Genomic DNA, 16,425 nt, shown 5'->3' with positions numbered 1-16,425 from the left:
AAAAAATGGCAATTCAATCAATCGGAGAATATCCAATTATAATGAAAGATGATGTGAAAAATTTTCATGGAAATCAGTTAGTTTATCTTTATTGGTATGGACATAGGGTAGTATCTTCTCCTAGAGCTTTTCCTTTATCTCCTGATATGCCTTTTGGTGCAATAATTTCGGATTTAATTCCTATAACATATAAAATTGAACCAGATTATGAAAATTTGGATTTTGATAAAACTGAAGTTATTTGGGAAATAGATGGAAAAAGAGTAAATCCTGATTTCTCAAAAAGTTTAAAAGATAATGGTGTAGGACATAAATCTTTTATAACATTTATAACACCTTCTTTAGTAGGGAAAGTAGGAGCATAAATAATGGCTTATAAATTAGAGATAGAACCAACAGGGGATATTGTTGAAGTTCAAGAGGGGCAAACTCTTCTTGATGCGGCACTAAGACAAGGGGTTTATATCCCTCATGCTTGTAATCATGGTCTTTGTGGAACTTGTAAAGTTGAGGTTTTAGAAGGTGAAGTTGATTATGGTAATGCTTCATCTTTTGCTTTAATGGATAGTGAAAGAGATGATGGATATTGTTTAGCTTGTACAGCAACTATTACTGAAAATGTAGTTATTGAAGCTGATATAGAAGTAGATATAGATGCAAGAACTATTCCTATAAAAGATGTTTGGGGAACAGTAATAAAAAGAGAGATGCTAACACCTAGAATTTTAGGATTATGGATAGAGCTTGATGCAGATTTGGATTTTCAAGCAGGGCAATACATAAATTATCATATTCCAGTTTTTGAAGAACCAAGAGCTTTCTCTTTAGCAAATCAACCTAGTTCGGGAAGAGTTATTGAATTAAATATTGGAATAATTCCAGATGGTGAGGCAACTCCTTGGATTCATAAAAATGTGAAAGTTGGAGATAAAAGAAAAATTACTGGTCCTTTTGGAAGATTCTTTGTAAAAAAATCTGCAAATAAACCTATGATTTTCTTTGCTGGAGGTTCAGGACTTTCTAGCCCAAAATCTATGATTTTAGATGAATTAGAAAATGGTTGTACTCTTCCAATAACTTTATTTCATGGAGCAAGAAATAAAGAAGAGCTTTATTATGCTGAGCTTTTTTGGGATTTAGAGAAAAAATATCCAAATTTTAGGTATGTTCCTGTTTTATCAGCAAATGAAGATCCCTTTTGGAGTGGTGAAGTTGGCTTTACAAATGATGTTGCTAAAAAGATGTATGATGGAAAATTTGATGGAAATAAAGCATATTTATGTGGACCTCCTATGATGACAGAAGCTTGTATAAAAGTTTTAATGCAAGGAAGATTATTTGAAAAAGATATTCATACAGAAAAGTTCTTCTCAAAAGCAGATTTATACTCAAATAGTGTAAAAAGTCCACTTTTTAAATCTATTTAAAGATACAATTACAATTGTATCTTTTTATATAATATAGGAGATTTCTATAAATTAATAAGGTTTATTTATGTTAGATATACAAACAATAATCTATTTTTTAGCATTAGGCTCATTTGTAGGTGTTATTGCTGGACTTTTTGGAATAGGTGGTGGTGGAATGATAGTTCCTATTTTAACTATCATATTTTTAAATAATAGTGTGATTGATGAGAAAAATGTTGTTCATTTAGCATTAGGAACATCTATGGCTATTATAATAGTTACTTCAATTTCAAGTATAAAAGCCCAGCAAAAGAAAAAAGCAATAGTTTGGGATATTGTAAAAATGATGGTTCCAGGGATTATAGTTGGTACTTTTTTAGCAACTTTTATAGCTTCTAAGTTAGATTCATTTTATCTATCAATAATATTTGCTTCTTTTATGTTTTACTCTTCAATTCTTATGTTTATGGGTAAAAAACCAAAATCAGAAAATAAAATATTTACTCCTAAAACTCATATTATTTCAGGTGGAGTAATAGGGGCTTTATCCTCTTTAGTATCAATTGGTGGAGGGATTATGAGTGTACCTTATTTATTGTTACAAAATATTGATATTAAAAAAGCTATTGCGACATCCTCTGCTATTGGTTTACCAATAGCGATTTCAGGAACAATAGGATATATGATAAATGGTTGGGAATATAGTTCACTAGATAATTATACTTTAGGATTCATATATCTTCCTGCCTTGGTTTGTGTCGCATTTGCTAGTTATTTAACTGCACCAATAGGAGTAATGTTAGTACATAAGATAAATGTAGATTTAATGAAAAAGATATTTTCACTTTTAACTTTGGCATTAAGTATTAAAATGTTGATTTCAGTATTTTAAAATATATAATAATTTTTTAGGAGTTGTACTTTGAGTTATAAAAGAGTTGGAATAGTTGGTGTTGGAAATGTAGGTTCATCAATAGCTTATAATTTAGCATTTCAAGATATATGTGATGAGATTTTATTAAAAGATATAAGAGAAGATTTTACAAAAGCTGTTGCTTTAGATATCTCTCAAGCCATTAGTTCTATAAACTCTAAAACTACAATAAAAGCAACTTGTAGTGATGAAGAGTTTAAGGATTGTGATATTGTAGTTATTACAGCAGGAATTGCTAGAAAACCTAATATGAGTAGAGATGATTTGCTTTTTACAAATGCAAAAATAATGAATTCAATTGTACAAAATGTTGTTAAATATAATAAAGATTCAATTTTAATAATAGTATCAAATCCACTAGATGCTATGGTTTATTGTGCCTTAAAAGCTTCAAATTTTCCAAGAAATAGAGTTTTAGGAATGGCTGGAATTTTAGATAGTTCTAGAATGTCATATTTTATAAAAAAGAAAATTGGATACAAAAAAATAGAAGCTATGGTTTTAGGTGGACATGGAGATGATATGGTTCCTCTTATAAAACATACAAAAGTGGATGGGATACCTTTAGATGAAGTTTTAAATGAAAATGAGATAGAAGATATTATAGAGAAAACAAAAAATGGTGGTATAGAAATAGTAAAACTTCTTCAAACAGGTTCAGCATATTTCGCACCAGCTCAAGCAACAGTTTTAATGCTTGAAGCAATATTAGAAGATAAAAAAACAGCTTACCCTTGTGCTGTTAATCTTGAAGGTGAATATGGATATAAAGATGTAGTAACAGGAGTTCCTATTGTTTTAGGAGAAAAAGGTGTTCTACAAATTATAGAAATGGAACTTTCAAGTAAAGAAAAAAAAGAGTTTGCAAACTCAGTAAACTCAGTAAAAACTTTGATTAAAAAGTTAGAAGAAAATATTTAACCCTACTATAAAAGAGGAGTTAATCTTCTTCTTTTTAATTTCTCAAAAAAACCTTATTTTGCGATTAATCTGCGAATATTTTTAAGTAAAGTTCAAATAGTTAAAAAGCCAAAAGCTTTTTAAACATATAACTTAAGGATAAGCTTTGAAATATGATGTTTTTGTGAAAGATAAAATTCAAACTCAAAAATGTACTGAAGATAAAAACTTGATGGATAGTTTATATGTATTCAAAGATTTAGTGCCAAAAGCTTGTCACAATGGTGCTTGTGGTTTATGTAAAATCAAAGTTCATAAAGGTTTTTTTATTAAAGACAAAATGAATAGAAAACATATATCTCAAGAGGAGGAGAACGACAATATTTTATTGGCTTGTAAAGTTTTTCCAAAATGTGATATGGAAATCGAATTCATATCAAAAAAGAACGATAGCATACTTAATTTAAGGAGAGCAAAATGAGTGGAGTTATGAGAATAGGACATGTTGATTTAAATGTATTAGATATTAATGTGTCAAGAAATTATTATGTAAATATTATGGGAATGGAAGTAACTAGAGAAGATAGTGATGGAACACTTTATTTAAAATGTTGGGATGAGTGGGATAAATATAGTTTAGTATTAAGACCTAGTGATGAGGCTACATTTAATAACGTTGCATATAAAGTTCAAAAAGACTCAGATATTGATGATTTAAAAGCAAAAATTGAAGCTTATGGAGTTTCAACTGAAATTTTACCAGCAGGAACTGTTGTAGAGTGTGGAAGAGTATTAAAATTTATTGCTCCAAGTGGTCATGAATTTAATCTCTATGCTGAAAAAACTTTTGTTGGTAAAGATGTAGGTTGTACAAATCCTAGACCTTGGCCATTTGAAGGTAAAGGAATTAAAGCTCACTGGATAGATCATGCTTTATTAATGTGTAAAGGTCCAGAAAAGGTTATGGAGGGAACTAAATTTTTTCAAGAAGTTTTAGAATTTAGCTTAGCAGAGCAAGTTTGTGTTGGTCCAAATGGTTCACTTCAAGCTGCTACTTGGTTATCAAGAACTTCAACTCCTCATGATTTAGCATTTGTTGCTGGTCACGAAACTGGTATGCATCACTTTGCATTCTTTTTAGATGGATGGAATGATATTTTAAGAGCAGCAGATGTTATGGCTATGCATAATGTAAAAATAGATGTAACTCCACAAAGACATGGTATTACAAGAGGAGAGACGATTTATTTCTTTGACCCATCAGGACATAGATTGGAGACATTTGCAGGATTAGGATATTTAATGCAACCTGATATGCCAACTGTAACTTGGACAGAAGATGAATTATGGAGAGGAATTTTCTACCATACAGGTCAAGAAAATGGTGCTTTTACAACAGCTTATACACTTTGTGCATATAAATAGATATGAATATAGTAGTTGAGAAAACAATATCAAGGCAAGCAGCAATTGAAGCTTGTCTTTGTGCTATTGAAAAAGCCGAAGAATTAGATATTGAAATTAATGTATCTGTTACAGATAATAAAGGTTTAGAGATGGCTTTTATTAGAATGGAAAACTCTTTTATCCACTCTATTAATATAGCTAAAGATAAAGCTTATACAAGTGCTAGTTTTGGTTTTCCAACTGCACAGTGGACACAAATTTTTAAACAGATGCCTCATTTAGAGCAAGGTTTTTCAAATAGGGATAGATTGATCCCTTTTGGTGGAGGATTACCAATTTTTGAAAATGGTGTTAAAGTTGGTGCGATTGGTGTTTCTGGTGGAACAGAAGACGAAGATATAATTTGTGCAGAGTATGCAATTAAAAAAATAGGATTAGAATAATGAAAAAAGTACAACACTATATTAATGGAAAATTTATGGATTCACAATGTGGTGAATTTTTTGATAACTTTAACCCAGCAACAGCAGAACTAATCTCTAAAGTAGCTCTTGGAAGAGAAGCTGAAGTAAATGCAGCAGTTGCTGCTGCAAAAGCAGCACTTACAGGGGAATGGGGACAGATGAAATTAAACGATAGAGTTGCTTTAATGTATGAAGTTGCAAATGAGATAAATAGAAGATTTGATGATTTTTTAGAAGCAGAGTGTTTAGATACAGGAAAACCATACTCAATTGCTAGACATATTGATATTCCAAGGGGTGGAGCAAACTTCAAAGTATTTGCTGATACTATGAAATCTTATGCAGACGAGGCATATAGAGCTGATACTCCTGATGGAAAAACAATGCTAAATTATAGTATGAGAAAACCAAAAGGGGTAATTGCTGTTATCTCTCCTTGGAATTTACCACTACTGCTTATGACTTGGAAAGTAGGTCCTGCTATGGCTTGTGGAAACTCTGTTGTAGTTAAACCTTCACAAGTTACACCAACAACAACTTCACTTTTAGGAGAAGTTATGAGTAAAGTTGGAGTTCCTGCAGGTGCTTATAACGTTGTTCAAGGAAAAGGAAGTATCACAGGAAATCTTCTAACAGCTCATAAAGATATAGATGCTATTACATTTACAGGTGAAACTGTTACAGGTGAGATGATTATGAAAGCTTGTTCTGTTGGAGTAAAAGATGTATCTTTAGAACTAGGTGGAAAAAATCCAGCAATTATTTTTGCTGATTGTGATATGCAAAAAGCAGTACATGAAACAACAAGATCTTGTTTTGCAAACTCTGGACAGGTGTGTTTGGGAACTGAAAGAGTTTATGTTCAAAGAGAGATTTTTGATGAGTTTGTTTCAAAACTAAAAGAATCAGCTTCAAAATTAAAACTTGGAGTTCAACATGATGAGAGTGTTGATATGGGTCCACTTGTAAGTGCTTCTCATAGAGATAAAGTTTTAGAGTACTATGAGATTGCTAAAAAAGAGGGTGCAAATATAGTTTTAGGTGGAGGAGTTCCTAAAATGGAAGGTTCTTTAGCAAATGGATTTTGGATTGAACCAACAATTTGGACAGGATTACCAGAGAGTGCAACAGTAGTTCAACAAGAGGTATTTGGACCTTGTTGTCATGTTACTCCTTTTGATACAGAAGATGAAGTTATACGAATGGCAAATGATACAAAATATGGATTGGCTTCTACAATATTTACTGAAAATTTAGATAAAGCTCATAGAGTTGCTTCACAAATTGATTCAGGAATTGTATGGATTAACTCTTGGTTCTTAAGAGATTTAAGAACACCATTTGGTGGAATGAAAGCCTCAGGTATAGGAAGAGAAGGTGGACATCACTCATTAGAGTTCTATACAGAGCTAAAAAATATTTGTATTAAAATGTAAAGGCAAAAAATGGAAAAAGCAAAAATTGAGAAATATGGAAATGAGTTATATGAAGCACTGAAAAATCAAAAAACAATTGAGCCTATTACTTCAAGAGAGCTAGATTGTACTATTGAAGATGCTTATGCTATTCAACACCATTTTTTAGCAAGAAGATTAGCTGATGATAAATCAAAGATTATTGGTAAAAAAATAGGGGTTACATCAAAAGTTGTAATGGATATGTTGGGTGTTCATCAGCCAGATTTTGGATATTTACTATCAGATATGATTTATAATGATGGCGATGTAATAGATGTAACAAATAGTATGATTCAACCAAAAGCAGAGGGTGAAATAGCCTTTGTTTTAAAAGAAGATTTAATGGGACCAGGTGTTACAACAGCTGATGTTTTAAGAGCTACAAAGTTTGTAATGCCTTGTTTTGAAATAGTTGATTCAAGAATTAAAGATTGGAAAATAAAAATTCAAGATACTGTTGCAGATAATGCCTCTTGTGGTTATATAGTATTTGGTGGACAGTTTGCTAATCCAAGAGATATAGATTTAATGACTTGTGGAATTACACTAGAGAGAAATGGAGAACTTCTTCATACAGGAGCTGGAGCAGCTGCATTAGGAAGTCCTGTAAATGCAGTCGCTTGGCTTGCAAATACACTTGGAGAATTTGGTGTAGGTTTAAAAGCAGGAGAAGTTATCTTATCTGGTGCATTATGTGCTATGGTAACTATTCAAGCTGGTGATAATATGACAATAAATATTGGTGGAATTGGTTCTGCTTCGTGTAGATTTGTATAATAAATAGTAATTTTTAAAGAGCAACTTGTTGCTCTCTTTAGAGTTTGCTTCTTTAGGTAAAATTTATTTTTACCCTTAAAAGAAGTTAATATAGAAAAGGTCCCTTCAAAATGGGGACAATTTTTAAGGAATAAATATGAAAATTAATTGTGCATTAATTGGGTCTGGAAATATTGGAACAGATTTAATGTATAAACTTCAAAGAAGTGAAGTTTTAAATCCATTATGGATGGTTGGAATTGACCCAGATTCAGATGGATTAAGAAAAGCAAAAGAAGCAGGAATGAAAATAACTCACGAAGGTGTTGATGGTTTAATTCCTTTTATAAAAGAAGATGGAGTAAGAATTGCATTTGATGCAACTTCAGCCTATGTTCATGGAGAAAATAATAGAAAATTAGCAGAACTAGGAGTTATGGTAATAGACCTAACACCAGCAGCAATTGGACCATTTTGTGTACCTTCAGTAAATTTAGATGAATTATTAAAACAAAATGCCCAAAATGTAAATATGGTAACTTGTGGTGGACAAGCAACTATTCCTATGGTAGCAGCAGTTTCAAGTGTGCAAGAGGTTGATTATGCAGAGATTATTGCAACAGTTGCTTCAAAATCAGCAGGTCCAGGAACTAGAGCAAATATTGATGAGTTTACAGAAACAACAGCACTTGGAATTGAAAAAGTTGGAAATGTAAAAAAAGGTAAAGCTATTATTATTTTAAATCCAGCAGAACCACCACTTATGATGAGAGATACAGTTCATTGTCAAACAAAAGATGAGCCAAATAAAGAGGCAATTACAAAATCTGTTCATGAAATGATAAAAAAAGTACAACAATTTGTACCAGGATATAAGCTAAAAAATGGACCAGTTTTTGATGGAAATAAAGTTTCTATTTTCCTTGAAGTTGAAGGATTAGGAGATTATTTACCAAAATATGCTGGAAATTTAGACATTATTACAGCAGCTGCTACAAATATTGCAGAAAAAATGGCTGAAAAAATCAAAGGAGCATAATATGGATTTAAGAGGTAAAAAAGTAACAATTCATGATATGTCTTTAAGAGATGGAATGCACTCTATTAGACATCAATTTACATTAGAGCAGATGAAAAATATGTCTAAAGCTATGGATGAAGCTGGTGTTCCTATGATAGAAGTTACTCATGGAGATGGTTTAGGTGGTAGTTCACTTAATTATGGGTATGGCTTACATAGTGATGAAGAGTGGATTGAAACTGCTGTTAAAAATGTAAAAAATGCAAAGATTTCTGCACTTTTACTTCCAGGAATTGGAATTGTAAAAGATTTAGAAAGAGCTGTAAAAAAAGGAATTACAACTGTTAGAGTTGCAACACATTGTACAGAGGCTGATGTTTCAGCTCAACATATAAAAGCAGCTGTTTCTATGGGGCTTGATACTGTTGGATTTCTAATGATGGCTCATATGGTTACACCTGAAAAACTTTTGCAAGAGGCTTCTAAAATGGTATCTTATGGAGCAAATTGTATCTATGCAACAGATTCAGCTGGATATATGTTACCAGATGATGTAAGTGCTAGAATTGCAATATTAAAAAAAGAGTTTGGAGATGATATAGAAATTGGTTTTCATGGACACAATAATATGTCAATGGGAGTTACAAATTCCCTTGCAGCCATTGAAGCAGGAGCAAATAGAATAGATGCAAGTTTAGCTGGATTTGGAGCAGGTTCTGGAAATACTGCAACTGAAGTTTTAGTTGCTGCATTAAATAGAATGGGCGTAGAAACTGGTATAGATTTAAATAAAATTGAAGATGCAGCAGAAGATATAGCACTTCCTATTATGGGACGACCTACAAGAATTTCAAGAGACTCTTTAACTTTGGGTTATGCTGGAGTTTACTCATCATTTTTACTTTTTGCTAGACGAGCTCAAGAGAAATATGGAATTGATGCTAGAGCATTGTTGGTTGAATTAGGAAAAAGAGGAATTATTGGTGGGCAAGAAGATATGATTGAAGATTTAGCACTAGATATGGCTAAAGCAAAAGGATTAATATAATGGGTTTAGATAAAGCAACAATAGAAAAATTGGCAAAACATTGTGAAGATGCCGAATTAGAAGCTTATGAGATAACAAAAATTACAGATGATTATCCAGATATGAGTTATGAAGATGCTTATGAGATTCAATGGACTGCAAGAAGAGCAAAAGAATCAAGAGGGCATAAAATTGTAGGTATGAAAATGGGATTAACTTCTCAAGCAAAGATGAAGCAAATGGGAGTTCCAAACCCTTGTTATGGATATTTAGCTGATTATTTTAGCTTTGGTGATGGAGCAGAAATTAAAATTGATGAGTTAATTCACCCAAAAGTTGAAGCTGAAATTGCTTTTGTTTTAAAAAGTGATTTAAGTGGACCAGGGTGTCATATAGGAGATGTTTTAGCTGCAACTGATTTTGTAATGCCTGCTGTTGAGATTATCGATTCAAGATATAAGGATTTTAAGTTTGATTTAAAATCTGTAATTGCAGATAACTCTTCATCTTCAAGATATGTTACAGGTGGACAAGCTAGAAGTGTTGAAGGTCTAGATCTAAAAACTTTAGGTGTTGTTATGCAAATAAATGGGGAAGTTGTAGAAGTAGGTGCTGGAGCTGCTGTTTTAGGACATCCTGCAACTGCTATTGCTATGCTTGCAAATATGCTATCAGATAGAGGAGAAATTTTAAAAGCAGGAACATATATTCTTTCAGGTGCAATTACAGCAGCAGTTAGTGTAAAAAAAGGTGATAATGTTACTGTTAAATTCCAGAATTTAGGAACAGTATCATTTAGATTTATTTAGAAATCGAACATTTTTTAAAAAAGCAACTCGTTGCTTTCTTTAGGATTTGCTTCTTTAAAGATGGCTTTGCCATCTTGCTAAAAGAAGTTAAAAGATAAGGTCCCTTTAAAAATGGGACATTTTTAAAGGAATATGTATGCCAATAGCAATGATAAATATTATTGAAGGAAGAAGTGATGAAAAAAAAGAGAAACTAATAGAAAAAGTTTCTCTTGCAATTGCCGAATCACTTGATGCACCTATTGAAACTGTAAGAGTTATTATAAATGAGATGCCAAAGCAACACTTTGGAATTGGTGGAAAAAGCGTTAAAAAAATGGGTAAATAAAAATTAATTTATAAGTAGGAGAGAAAATGTCAAATCCAGAGATAGCAAATATTGTGAAAACAGGTAGTTTTAATACAAACTATCATGATTTAGGAAAAGGTGAAACAATAATCTTTATTCATGGTTCAGGACCAGGGGTTTCAGCTTATGCAAATTGGAGATTATCTATGCCAGTTCTTGCTGAAAAGTTTAGAGTTATAGCTCCTGATATGGTTGGATTTGGTTATACAGATAGACCAGCAGGAATTAAATATAATATGCAAAATTGGGCAAAACAAATTATTGATTTAATGGATGCTCTTGATATCAAAAAAGCTCATTTAGTTGGAAACTCTTTTGGTGGAGCATTAGCTTTATATTTGGTTATTAATCATAAAGAGAGATTTGATAAATTGGTTTTAATGGGTGCAGTTGGAGTTGAGTTTGATTTAACTTATGGACTTGATAAAGCTTGGGGATATACTCCAAGTATTGAAAATATGAAAGAGTTACTTGATATTTTTGCTTATGATAGAAGTATTGTAACAGATGATTTAGCAAAATTAAGATACGAAGCTAGTATTCGTCCAGGTTTTCAAGAGTCTTTCTCTTCGATGTTTCCAGCTCCACGACAAAATGGGGTTGATTTAATGCAAAATGATGAACAAGATATTAAAAAAATTACAAATGAAACTTTAATTATTCATGGAAGAGAAGATAAAGTTATACCTTTACAAAATTCTATTAGATTAAATCAAATTATCTTAAAATCTCAATTACATATTTTTGGTCAATGTGGACACTGGACTCAAATTGAGCATAAAGATAGATTTAACAATCTATTATTAAATTTCTTTTTGGAGAAATAATAAAGGAAGAGTATGAGATTTTTAGTTTTGGGTGCTGGTGGTATAGGCTCTTATTTTGGCACAAGGTTAATAAATGCAGGTCATGATGTAACTTTTGTAGCAAGAGGAAAGCATTTAGAAGCTTTACAGCAAGGAAAGTTGAAGTTGCAGCACCCGGACTTCTTTTTTGAAAAGAAAGTTTTCTCCTATTCATTAAATGAAATTAAAAAAATTGAGGCACACAATTTTGATGCTGTTTTATTAACCACTAAATCAACTTCAACTATATCTTTGGCAAATGGCTTAAAACAGTGGTTTGCTAATGGTAAAAAACACCCATATATTATCTCTTTACAAAATGGAGTAGATAATGAAGATAACCTTTCTAGCGAATTAGACGAAACCTATATAATTGCAGGACTTACAAGAAAAATTGGTGCTCATATTGTAAGTCCTGCTTTTATTGAAGCAAAAGGTAGTGCGGAAACAATTTTAGGTGCTATCAAAAAAACACCACAAAACCAGATTTTTTTAAAAGAATTGACAGATATTTTTAATAAGGCATTAATACCAACACAAATTTCAAAAAATATAAAATTAGAATTATGGAAAAAATTAATAATAAATAATGGTGTAAATGCTATTTGTGCACTTTTAAGAAAAGAGACACAAGTTGTAACACAAGATGAAAAATTATCAAAAATAGTTTATGGGCTTATGAAAGAGACAGCACAGGCAGCTTTAAATCAAAATATAAATATTTCGCAAAAAGATGTTGATGAGATGTTTGAACTAATCAAAAAATTTGATTCTATAAAACCTTCTATGTTGGTTGATGTAGAGAATAATAGAGAGTTAGAATTAGATGAAATTTGTACAGTTGTAATAAAAAACTGTGAAGCTCAAGGTAAAGATGCACCATATACAAGAACAATATCTTCTTTACTTGAATTTACTTATAAAAACTCTTAAGGCTCTATATTGGTATATAAAATAATCGAAATACTTTTTCCAGTATTTGTTATAGTTTTAATAGGAATAATTTATTCAAAAAGAGTAAAAATTGATATAGACTCTATAAATAAAATCAACTTAGATATTTTTATCCCTTTTTTGGTTTTTTACTCTATTGCGACTCAACTACCACATATTTCACATCTTGGTTATTTCTCTTTAGGAGCTGTTATTGTCGTATTTGGTTCAGGAGTGCTTTTATATCCATTTGTTAAATTAATGAAAATAGATATTAATAGTTTTCTACCTGCTATGATGTTTAATAACTCAATAAATTTAGGGCTTCCTTTGGCACTACTATCTTTTGGACAAGAGGCTATGGCTTTGTTTATTGCCTTATCTTTGGTTCAAGTTATTGGACAATTTACAGTTGCTGAAATGATGTATGGAGGAAAAATAGATTTAAAAGCAATGCTTAAAAATCCAGTAATTATTGCAACAATTTTTGGACTATTTTTCAACTATTTTAATATCTCTTTTCCCAAAACTATCAATATTAGCCTTGAATTATTATCTCAAATTGCTATTCCTTTGATTTTGTTTGCTCTTGGAGTTAGACTTTCAACTGTAAAGTTTGAGAATATAAAAATAGGAATTTTAGGAGCTATTTTATGTCCACTTTCTGGACTTATTATGGCATTTTTGGCTATTTATATTTTTAATTATAGTGAACTTCAACAAAAACTTTTAATTCTATTTGGACTACTGCCAACAGCTGTTTTAAATGCAATTTTGGCTGAAAAATATAAAAAAGATTCTGCTATGGTAGCTTCGATAGTTGCAATTGGAAATCTATTTACAATTATTTATCTGCCAATAGCACTATATTTTTTACTTTAGGATTTTTATGAAATATTATATTCTACTTCTTTTAGGAGTAGCTTTTTGGTTTGGAAGTTATATTTTAGAAAGTTGAAATCCCCTCTTTTAAAAAGAGAGGATAATTATTAGAATTTGTAAGATAGAAAAACTCTATATGTATCAGTATTGTCTTTTGGTAAGATTTTTTTCTCAATCTCTACATGTTCAACTTCAGCTTTAAATAAAATATCTTTATAAACTGGATAAATAAACATTGTTCCTACAGCAGTAACATCACCTAAAGCATTCTTATTTGAGAAAGATTTTCCAGCATAAGGAATAAGAGTTGCATCTAAAATAGGTACAACAATAGCTCCTACAACAGTATTTGTATCCTCTCTTGTAGGAACTCCACCACCATGAACTGGCATAGCTGTAAATGGAGTATCAGATACTCCTAGCCCCTCTCCTAGATAAACTTCTCCATTTGTACTTCCATTGTAAGCAACTAAATAACCCAATTTCCAAATACCTAAAGGACCTGTTGCTTTAGCACCAAATAGTTGCCCTTTTTTATCCTTTTGAGTTTTATTATAAGAGTTTAAATATTGAGCAGATAGTGTATGGTTGCCTACTTTATAATCAGTTTGAAAATATGTAGCATTTTTATCATCATTTGAAGTTATACCATTTAGATTAAAATATTGAGCTTGTAGGGTTAAATTCTCAATAGATTCATTTTTTAAATAAGCTGTATATGCTCCATCTTCTATTTTCTCAAAATTTGCTATATCTTTAGAACTATCAGCTCCTTGATACTTATTTACATAACCAGCAATAATTGTTGTATTTGGAATATCTCTATTTGTCAATAAATAAGCCTCAAAAGAGTCTTTTACTATTGTTTCAGAAGATTTTCCTTCTAATGCTGAACTTAGAAGAGGTGTTTGGATAAATTGTCTTCCCGCTTTTATTGAAGAGTTATATAAAGTATACTCTAAATAAGCCTCGGATAATATAGCCCCAGAATCATAAAAATTAGTAACTCTATCATTGTTTATATTTTTAATATCATCAGTGAAAATATGAGAAGCTTGAAATGTTGCACCAGCTTTAAAACCATAAAAACTATCTGTTATAATTCCTAGCCTACCACCAATAGCAAAAATATCATCAGATTTTGCATTCCCCAAGAAATTTGAGTTTACATAAGCAGTTTTTACCTCTCCACTTACTTTTGAATTTTTAAAAGCATCTTCTAAATTATCTGCAAGTAGGGGAGCTGATAATACAAATGAAGCAATTATGCTAAGATTTTTTTTCATTTTATAACCCTTGATTTAAAATTTGTTATTTAAGAAAATCAATCTTGAAACTATTTTCCTAAATCTTAAACAGAATATATTTTAATTAAATCGCAGTTTAATCGCTTTTTGTAGATTTAGTATATTTGATGATTAAATATTATTTCTTCTCTTCATTTGTTACAAGAGCAAGATTATTCAAACTATATTTTTGGAGTAAGTCTAAAACTTTTACAACTCTTTCATAAGGAACTTTTTTATCAATTTTTACTATCACAGAATTTTCTTTGTTTTTTATAGCTTTTAAGTTATCTTCTAAAGAGTCAAAAGATACTTCTATTCCTTTTATAGCTAGTTTATTAACACTTAATTCAATAAAAACTTGCTCCTCTTTTATCTGTATCTCTTTTGCATTTGATGTTGGTAAATCAAGCATAAGAGCTACTTCCTCTTTTTTAAATACACTTGTTATTATAAAAAATATAAGTAGAATAAATACAACATCAACAACTGGCGTCAAATCTAAAGTTAAGGGGTCTCTTCTTCTTTTCATTTTTTAACCAATTAACTCTTTTTTCGCTTTTACTTCGATAGTATCAATGGCTGAAATCAAGTGATTATAGGCTATTTGATGGGGAATTGCTACAACAATTCCACTAACAGTAGTAATCAAAGCAACCGCAATTCCTCCTGTAACCATTGCAGGGTCACCTAAACCTTTTACAGTAATCTCTTCAAATATCATATAAATACCAATAACTGTACCTAAAAGTCCTAATAATGGAGAAATAATTGCAATATTTCTTATAATAGTAATCCCAAATTCTAATTTTTTTGTCTCATATTCAATTTGAGCTTCAAGAGGTTTGCTTCTATCAAGTTTATCTTTTATTTGAAGAATTACTATATTTTTTCTGTAAAGTGTAAGAAATTTCCAAATAATAATAGTAAATCCAATAATATTTAAAAATATCAAAATATATACAATGGCTCCACCTTTATCTATAAACTCTAAAATATTCATATAATAGCCTTTTTAATTTTTTGTAGTATTATATTGAAAAATTATTTATAGATGGATATTTATGCAGTTTTTTAACTCAAAAATAGATGAAATAAGGCTAAATGGTCAAAAATATTTTGTAAAAAGAGATGATTTATTAAGTAATGATTTTAGTGGAAATAAAGCTAGAAAATTTCACTATTTCTTAGATAAAGATTTAAGCTTTTTTAAAAAGATTATTTCACATGGAAGTATTCAGTCAAATGCAATGTACTCTCTAAGTATATTAGCTAAAATAAAAGGTTTAGATTTTATTTATTATGCTAAAAATCTCCCAAGTTATTTAGAAAAAAATCCAAGTGGAAATTATAAAGAGGCTCTTAAAAATAAGATGATTTTAAAATTAGAAGAGTTAAAAAATAATTTTTTAGAAGATGAACTTTTTATACCTGAAGGAGGAGCTTTAAAAGAGGCAAAATATGGTTTACAAGTTTTAGCAAATGAGATTAAAAGTTGGGTAAAAGAGCAAAAATTAGAAGATACAAAATTAAAAGTTTTTTTACCAAGTGGTACAGGAACAACAGCTCTTTATTTACAAAAATATTTACCTTTTGAAGTTCTTACTTGCTCTTGTGTAGGAGATGATGAGTATTTAAAAAAACAGTTTGATATGTTTGAAACTACAAATCATCCAACAATTTTAAAAAAAGAGAAGAAGTATCATTTTGGAAAGCTCTATAAAGAGTTTTATTTAAAACATTTAGAACTTTTAGAAAAGACTAATATCGAATTTGACCTGCTTTATGATAGTTTAGGATGGATTGTTTTTGAAAACTATGTAAAAAATTTTGAAAATAAAGATAATTATACTTTTTTATATATTCATCAAGGAGGAGTTTTGGGAAATGAAACAATGCTTGAAAGATATAGATATAAATTTACTAATATTTAGATATAATCCACA

General features: G+C 30.4%; 20 protein-coding genes. 17 read left to right on the top strand and 3 right to left on the bottom strand.

The window, feature by feature from the left end; translation table 11 throughout:
• Positions 1-5: 5 nt before the first annotated feature.
• From AFAEC_RS09250 to AFAEC_RS09175, 16 genes are all read left to right on the top strand, one after another.
• Positions 6-365, top strand: a complete 360-nt coding sequence (locus tag AFAEC_RS09250; RefSeq protein WP_026805213.1) for a phenol hydroxylase subunit P4 — start codon at positions 6-8, stop codon at positions 363-365.
• A gap of 3 nt (positions 366-368) precedes the next feature.
• The gene (locus AFAEC_RS09245; protein WP_026805214.1) at positions 369-1,427 is read left to right on the top strand and encodes an NADH:ubiquinone reductase (Na(+)-transporting) subunit F; all 1,059 of its coding nucleotides are present in this window, start codon (positions 369-371) and stop codon (positions 1,425-1,427) included.
• Between the two features lie 67 nt (positions 1,428-1,494).
• Positions 1,495-2,301, top strand: a complete 807-nt coding sequence (locus AFAEC_RS09240) for a sulfite exporter TauE/SafE family protein (protein ID WP_026805215.1) — start codon at positions 1,495-1,497, stop codon at positions 2,299-2,301.
• Positions 2,302-2,331: 30 nt separating this feature from the next.
• Positions 2,332-3,264: a malate dehydrogenase gene (locus AFAEC_RS09235; RefSeq protein ID WP_026805216.1), complete on the top strand. Its 933-nt coding sequence runs from the start codon at positions 2,332-2,334 to the stop codon at positions 3,262-3,264.
• Positions 3,265-3,409: 145 nt separating this feature from the next.
• Positions 3,410-3,724, top strand: coding sequence for a 2Fe-2S iron-sulfur cluster-binding protein (locus AFAEC_RS09230; RefSeq protein ID WP_051487454.1), 315 nt, complete (start codon positions 3,410-3,412; stop codon positions 3,722-3,724).
• The gene (locus tag AFAEC_RS09225; protein WP_026805217.1) at positions 3,721-4,668 is read left to right on the top strand and encodes a catechol 2,3-dioxygenase; all 948 of its coding nucleotides are present in this window, start codon (positions 3,721-3,723) and stop codon (positions 4,666-4,668) included. The genes AFAEC_RS09230 and AFAEC_RS09225 overlap by 4 nt, the downstream gene beginning before the upstream one ends.
• A gap of 2 nt (positions 4,669-4,670) precedes the next feature.
• Positions 4,671-5,093 (top strand): GlcG/HbpS family heme-binding protein, encoded by a 423-nt coding sequence (locus AFAEC_RS09220; RefSeq protein WP_026805218.1) that lies wholly within the window; start codon positions 4,671-4,673, stop codon positions 5,091-5,093.
• The gene (locus AFAEC_RS09215) at positions 5,093-6,550 is read left to right on the top strand and encodes a 2-hydroxymuconic semialdehyde dehydrogenase (protein WP_026805219.1); all 1,458 of its coding nucleotides are present in this window, start codon (positions 5,093-5,095) and stop codon (positions 6,548-6,550) included. Before AFAEC_RS09220 ends, AFAEC_RS09215 begins: the two co-directional genes overlap by 1 nt.
• A gap of 9 nt (positions 6,551-6,559) precedes the next feature.
• The gene (gene dmpE, locus AFAEC_RS09210; RefSeq protein WP_026805220.1) at positions 6,560-7,348 is read left to right on the top strand and encodes a 2-oxopent-4-enoate hydratase; all 789 of its coding nucleotides are present in this window, start codon (positions 6,560-6,562) and stop codon (positions 7,346-7,348) included.
• A gap of 136 nt (positions 7,349-7,484) precedes the next feature.
• Positions 7,485-8,366 (top strand): acetaldehyde dehydrogenase (acetylating), encoded by an 882-nt coding sequence (locus tag AFAEC_RS09205; protein ID WP_026805221.1) that lies wholly within the window; start codon positions 7,485-7,487, stop codon positions 8,364-8,366.
• 1 nt (position 8,367) lies between these two features.
• Positions 8,368-9,396 carry a 4-hydroxy-2-oxovalerate aldolase gene (dmpG, locus tag AFAEC_RS09200; protein WP_026805222.1) on the top strand — a complete coding sequence of 343 codons (1,029 nt, stop codon included), beginning with the start codon at positions 8,368-8,370 and terminating at the stop codon, positions 9,394-9,396.
• On the top strand, positions 9,396-10,184 hold the full coding sequence (gene dmpH / locus AFAEC_RS09195; RefSeq protein ID WP_026805223.1) for a 2-oxo-3-hexenedioate decarboxylase: 789 nt from the start codon (positions 9,396-9,398) through the stop codon (positions 10,182-10,184). The genes dmpG and dmpH overlap by 1 nt, the downstream gene beginning before the upstream one ends.
• 136 nt (positions 10,185-10,320) lie before the next feature.
• Positions 10,321-10,512, top strand: coding sequence for a 2-hydroxymuconate tautomerase (locus tag AFAEC_RS09190; RefSeq protein WP_026805224.1), 192 nt, complete (start codon positions 10,321-10,323; stop codon positions 10,510-10,512).
• Positions 10,513-10,538: 26 nt separating this feature from the next.
• Complete coding sequence (locus AFAEC_RS09185; RefSeq protein ID WP_026805225.1) at positions 10,539-11,360, top strand: alpha/beta fold hydrolase; 822 nt, start codon at positions 10,539-10,541, stop codon at positions 11,358-11,360.
• A 12-nt stretch (positions 11,361-11,372) separates the two neighbouring features.
• A complete protein-coding gene (locus AFAEC_RS09180; protein WP_026805226.1) occupies positions 11,373-12,311 on the top strand; it encodes a ketopantoate reductase family protein in 939 nt (312 codons plus the stop codon).
• Between the two features lie 9 nt (positions 12,312-12,320).
• On the top strand, positions 12,321-13,193 hold the full coding sequence (locus AFAEC_RS09175) for an AEC family transporter (protein ID WP_026805227.1): 873 nt from the start codon (positions 12,321-12,323) through the stop codon (positions 13,191-13,193).
• Between the two features lie 107 nt (positions 13,194-13,300).
• On the opposite strand, the gene AFAEC_RS09170 is transcribed toward AFAEC_RS09175, so the two are convergent.
• The 3 genes from AFAEC_RS09170 to AFAEC_RS09160 all read right to left on the bottom strand — a co-directional run bounded on the left by AFAEC_RS09170 (position 13,301) and on the right by AFAEC_RS09160 (position 15,482).
• Positions 13,301-14,479: a hypothetical protein gene (locus tag AFAEC_RS09170; RefSeq protein ID WP_051487457.1), complete on the bottom strand. Its 1,179-nt coding sequence runs from the start codon at positions 14,477-14,479 to the stop codon at positions 13,301-13,303.
• Positions 14,480-14,618: 139 nt separating this feature from the next.
• Positions 14,619-15,011 carry an ExbD/TolR family protein gene (locus AFAEC_RS09165; RefSeq protein WP_026805228.1) on the bottom strand — a complete coding sequence of 131 codons (393 nt, stop codon included), beginning with the start codon at positions 15,009-15,011 and terminating at the stop codon, positions 14,619-14,621.
• Positions 15,012-15,014: 3 nt separating this feature from the next.
• Positions 15,015-15,482 carry a MotA/TolQ/ExbB proton channel family protein gene (locus AFAEC_RS09160; RefSeq protein WP_026805229.1) on the bottom strand — a complete coding sequence of 156 codons (468 nt, stop codon included), beginning with the start codon at positions 15,480-15,482 and terminating at the stop codon, positions 15,015-15,017.
• Positions 15,483-15,543: 61 nt separating this feature from the next.
• Between AFAEC_RS09160 and AFAEC_RS09155 the strand changes: the two genes are divergently transcribed.
• Complete coding sequence (locus AFAEC_RS09155) at positions 15,544-16,413, top strand: 1-aminocyclopropane-1-carboxylate deaminase (RefSeq protein ID WP_026805230.1); 870 nt, start codon at positions 15,544-15,546, stop codon at positions 16,411-16,413.
• Positions 16,414-16,425 lie beyond the last annotated feature (12 nt).

Source organism: Aliarcobacter faecis, assembly GCF_013201705.1.
Classification (GTDB): domain Bacteria; phylum Campylobacterota; class Campylobacteria; order Campylobacterales; family Arcobacteraceae; genus Aliarcobacter; species Aliarcobacter faecis.
The sequence above is the reverse complement of the archived record's forward strand: the minus strand, read 5'-3'. Positions and strand labels throughout refer to the sequence as shown.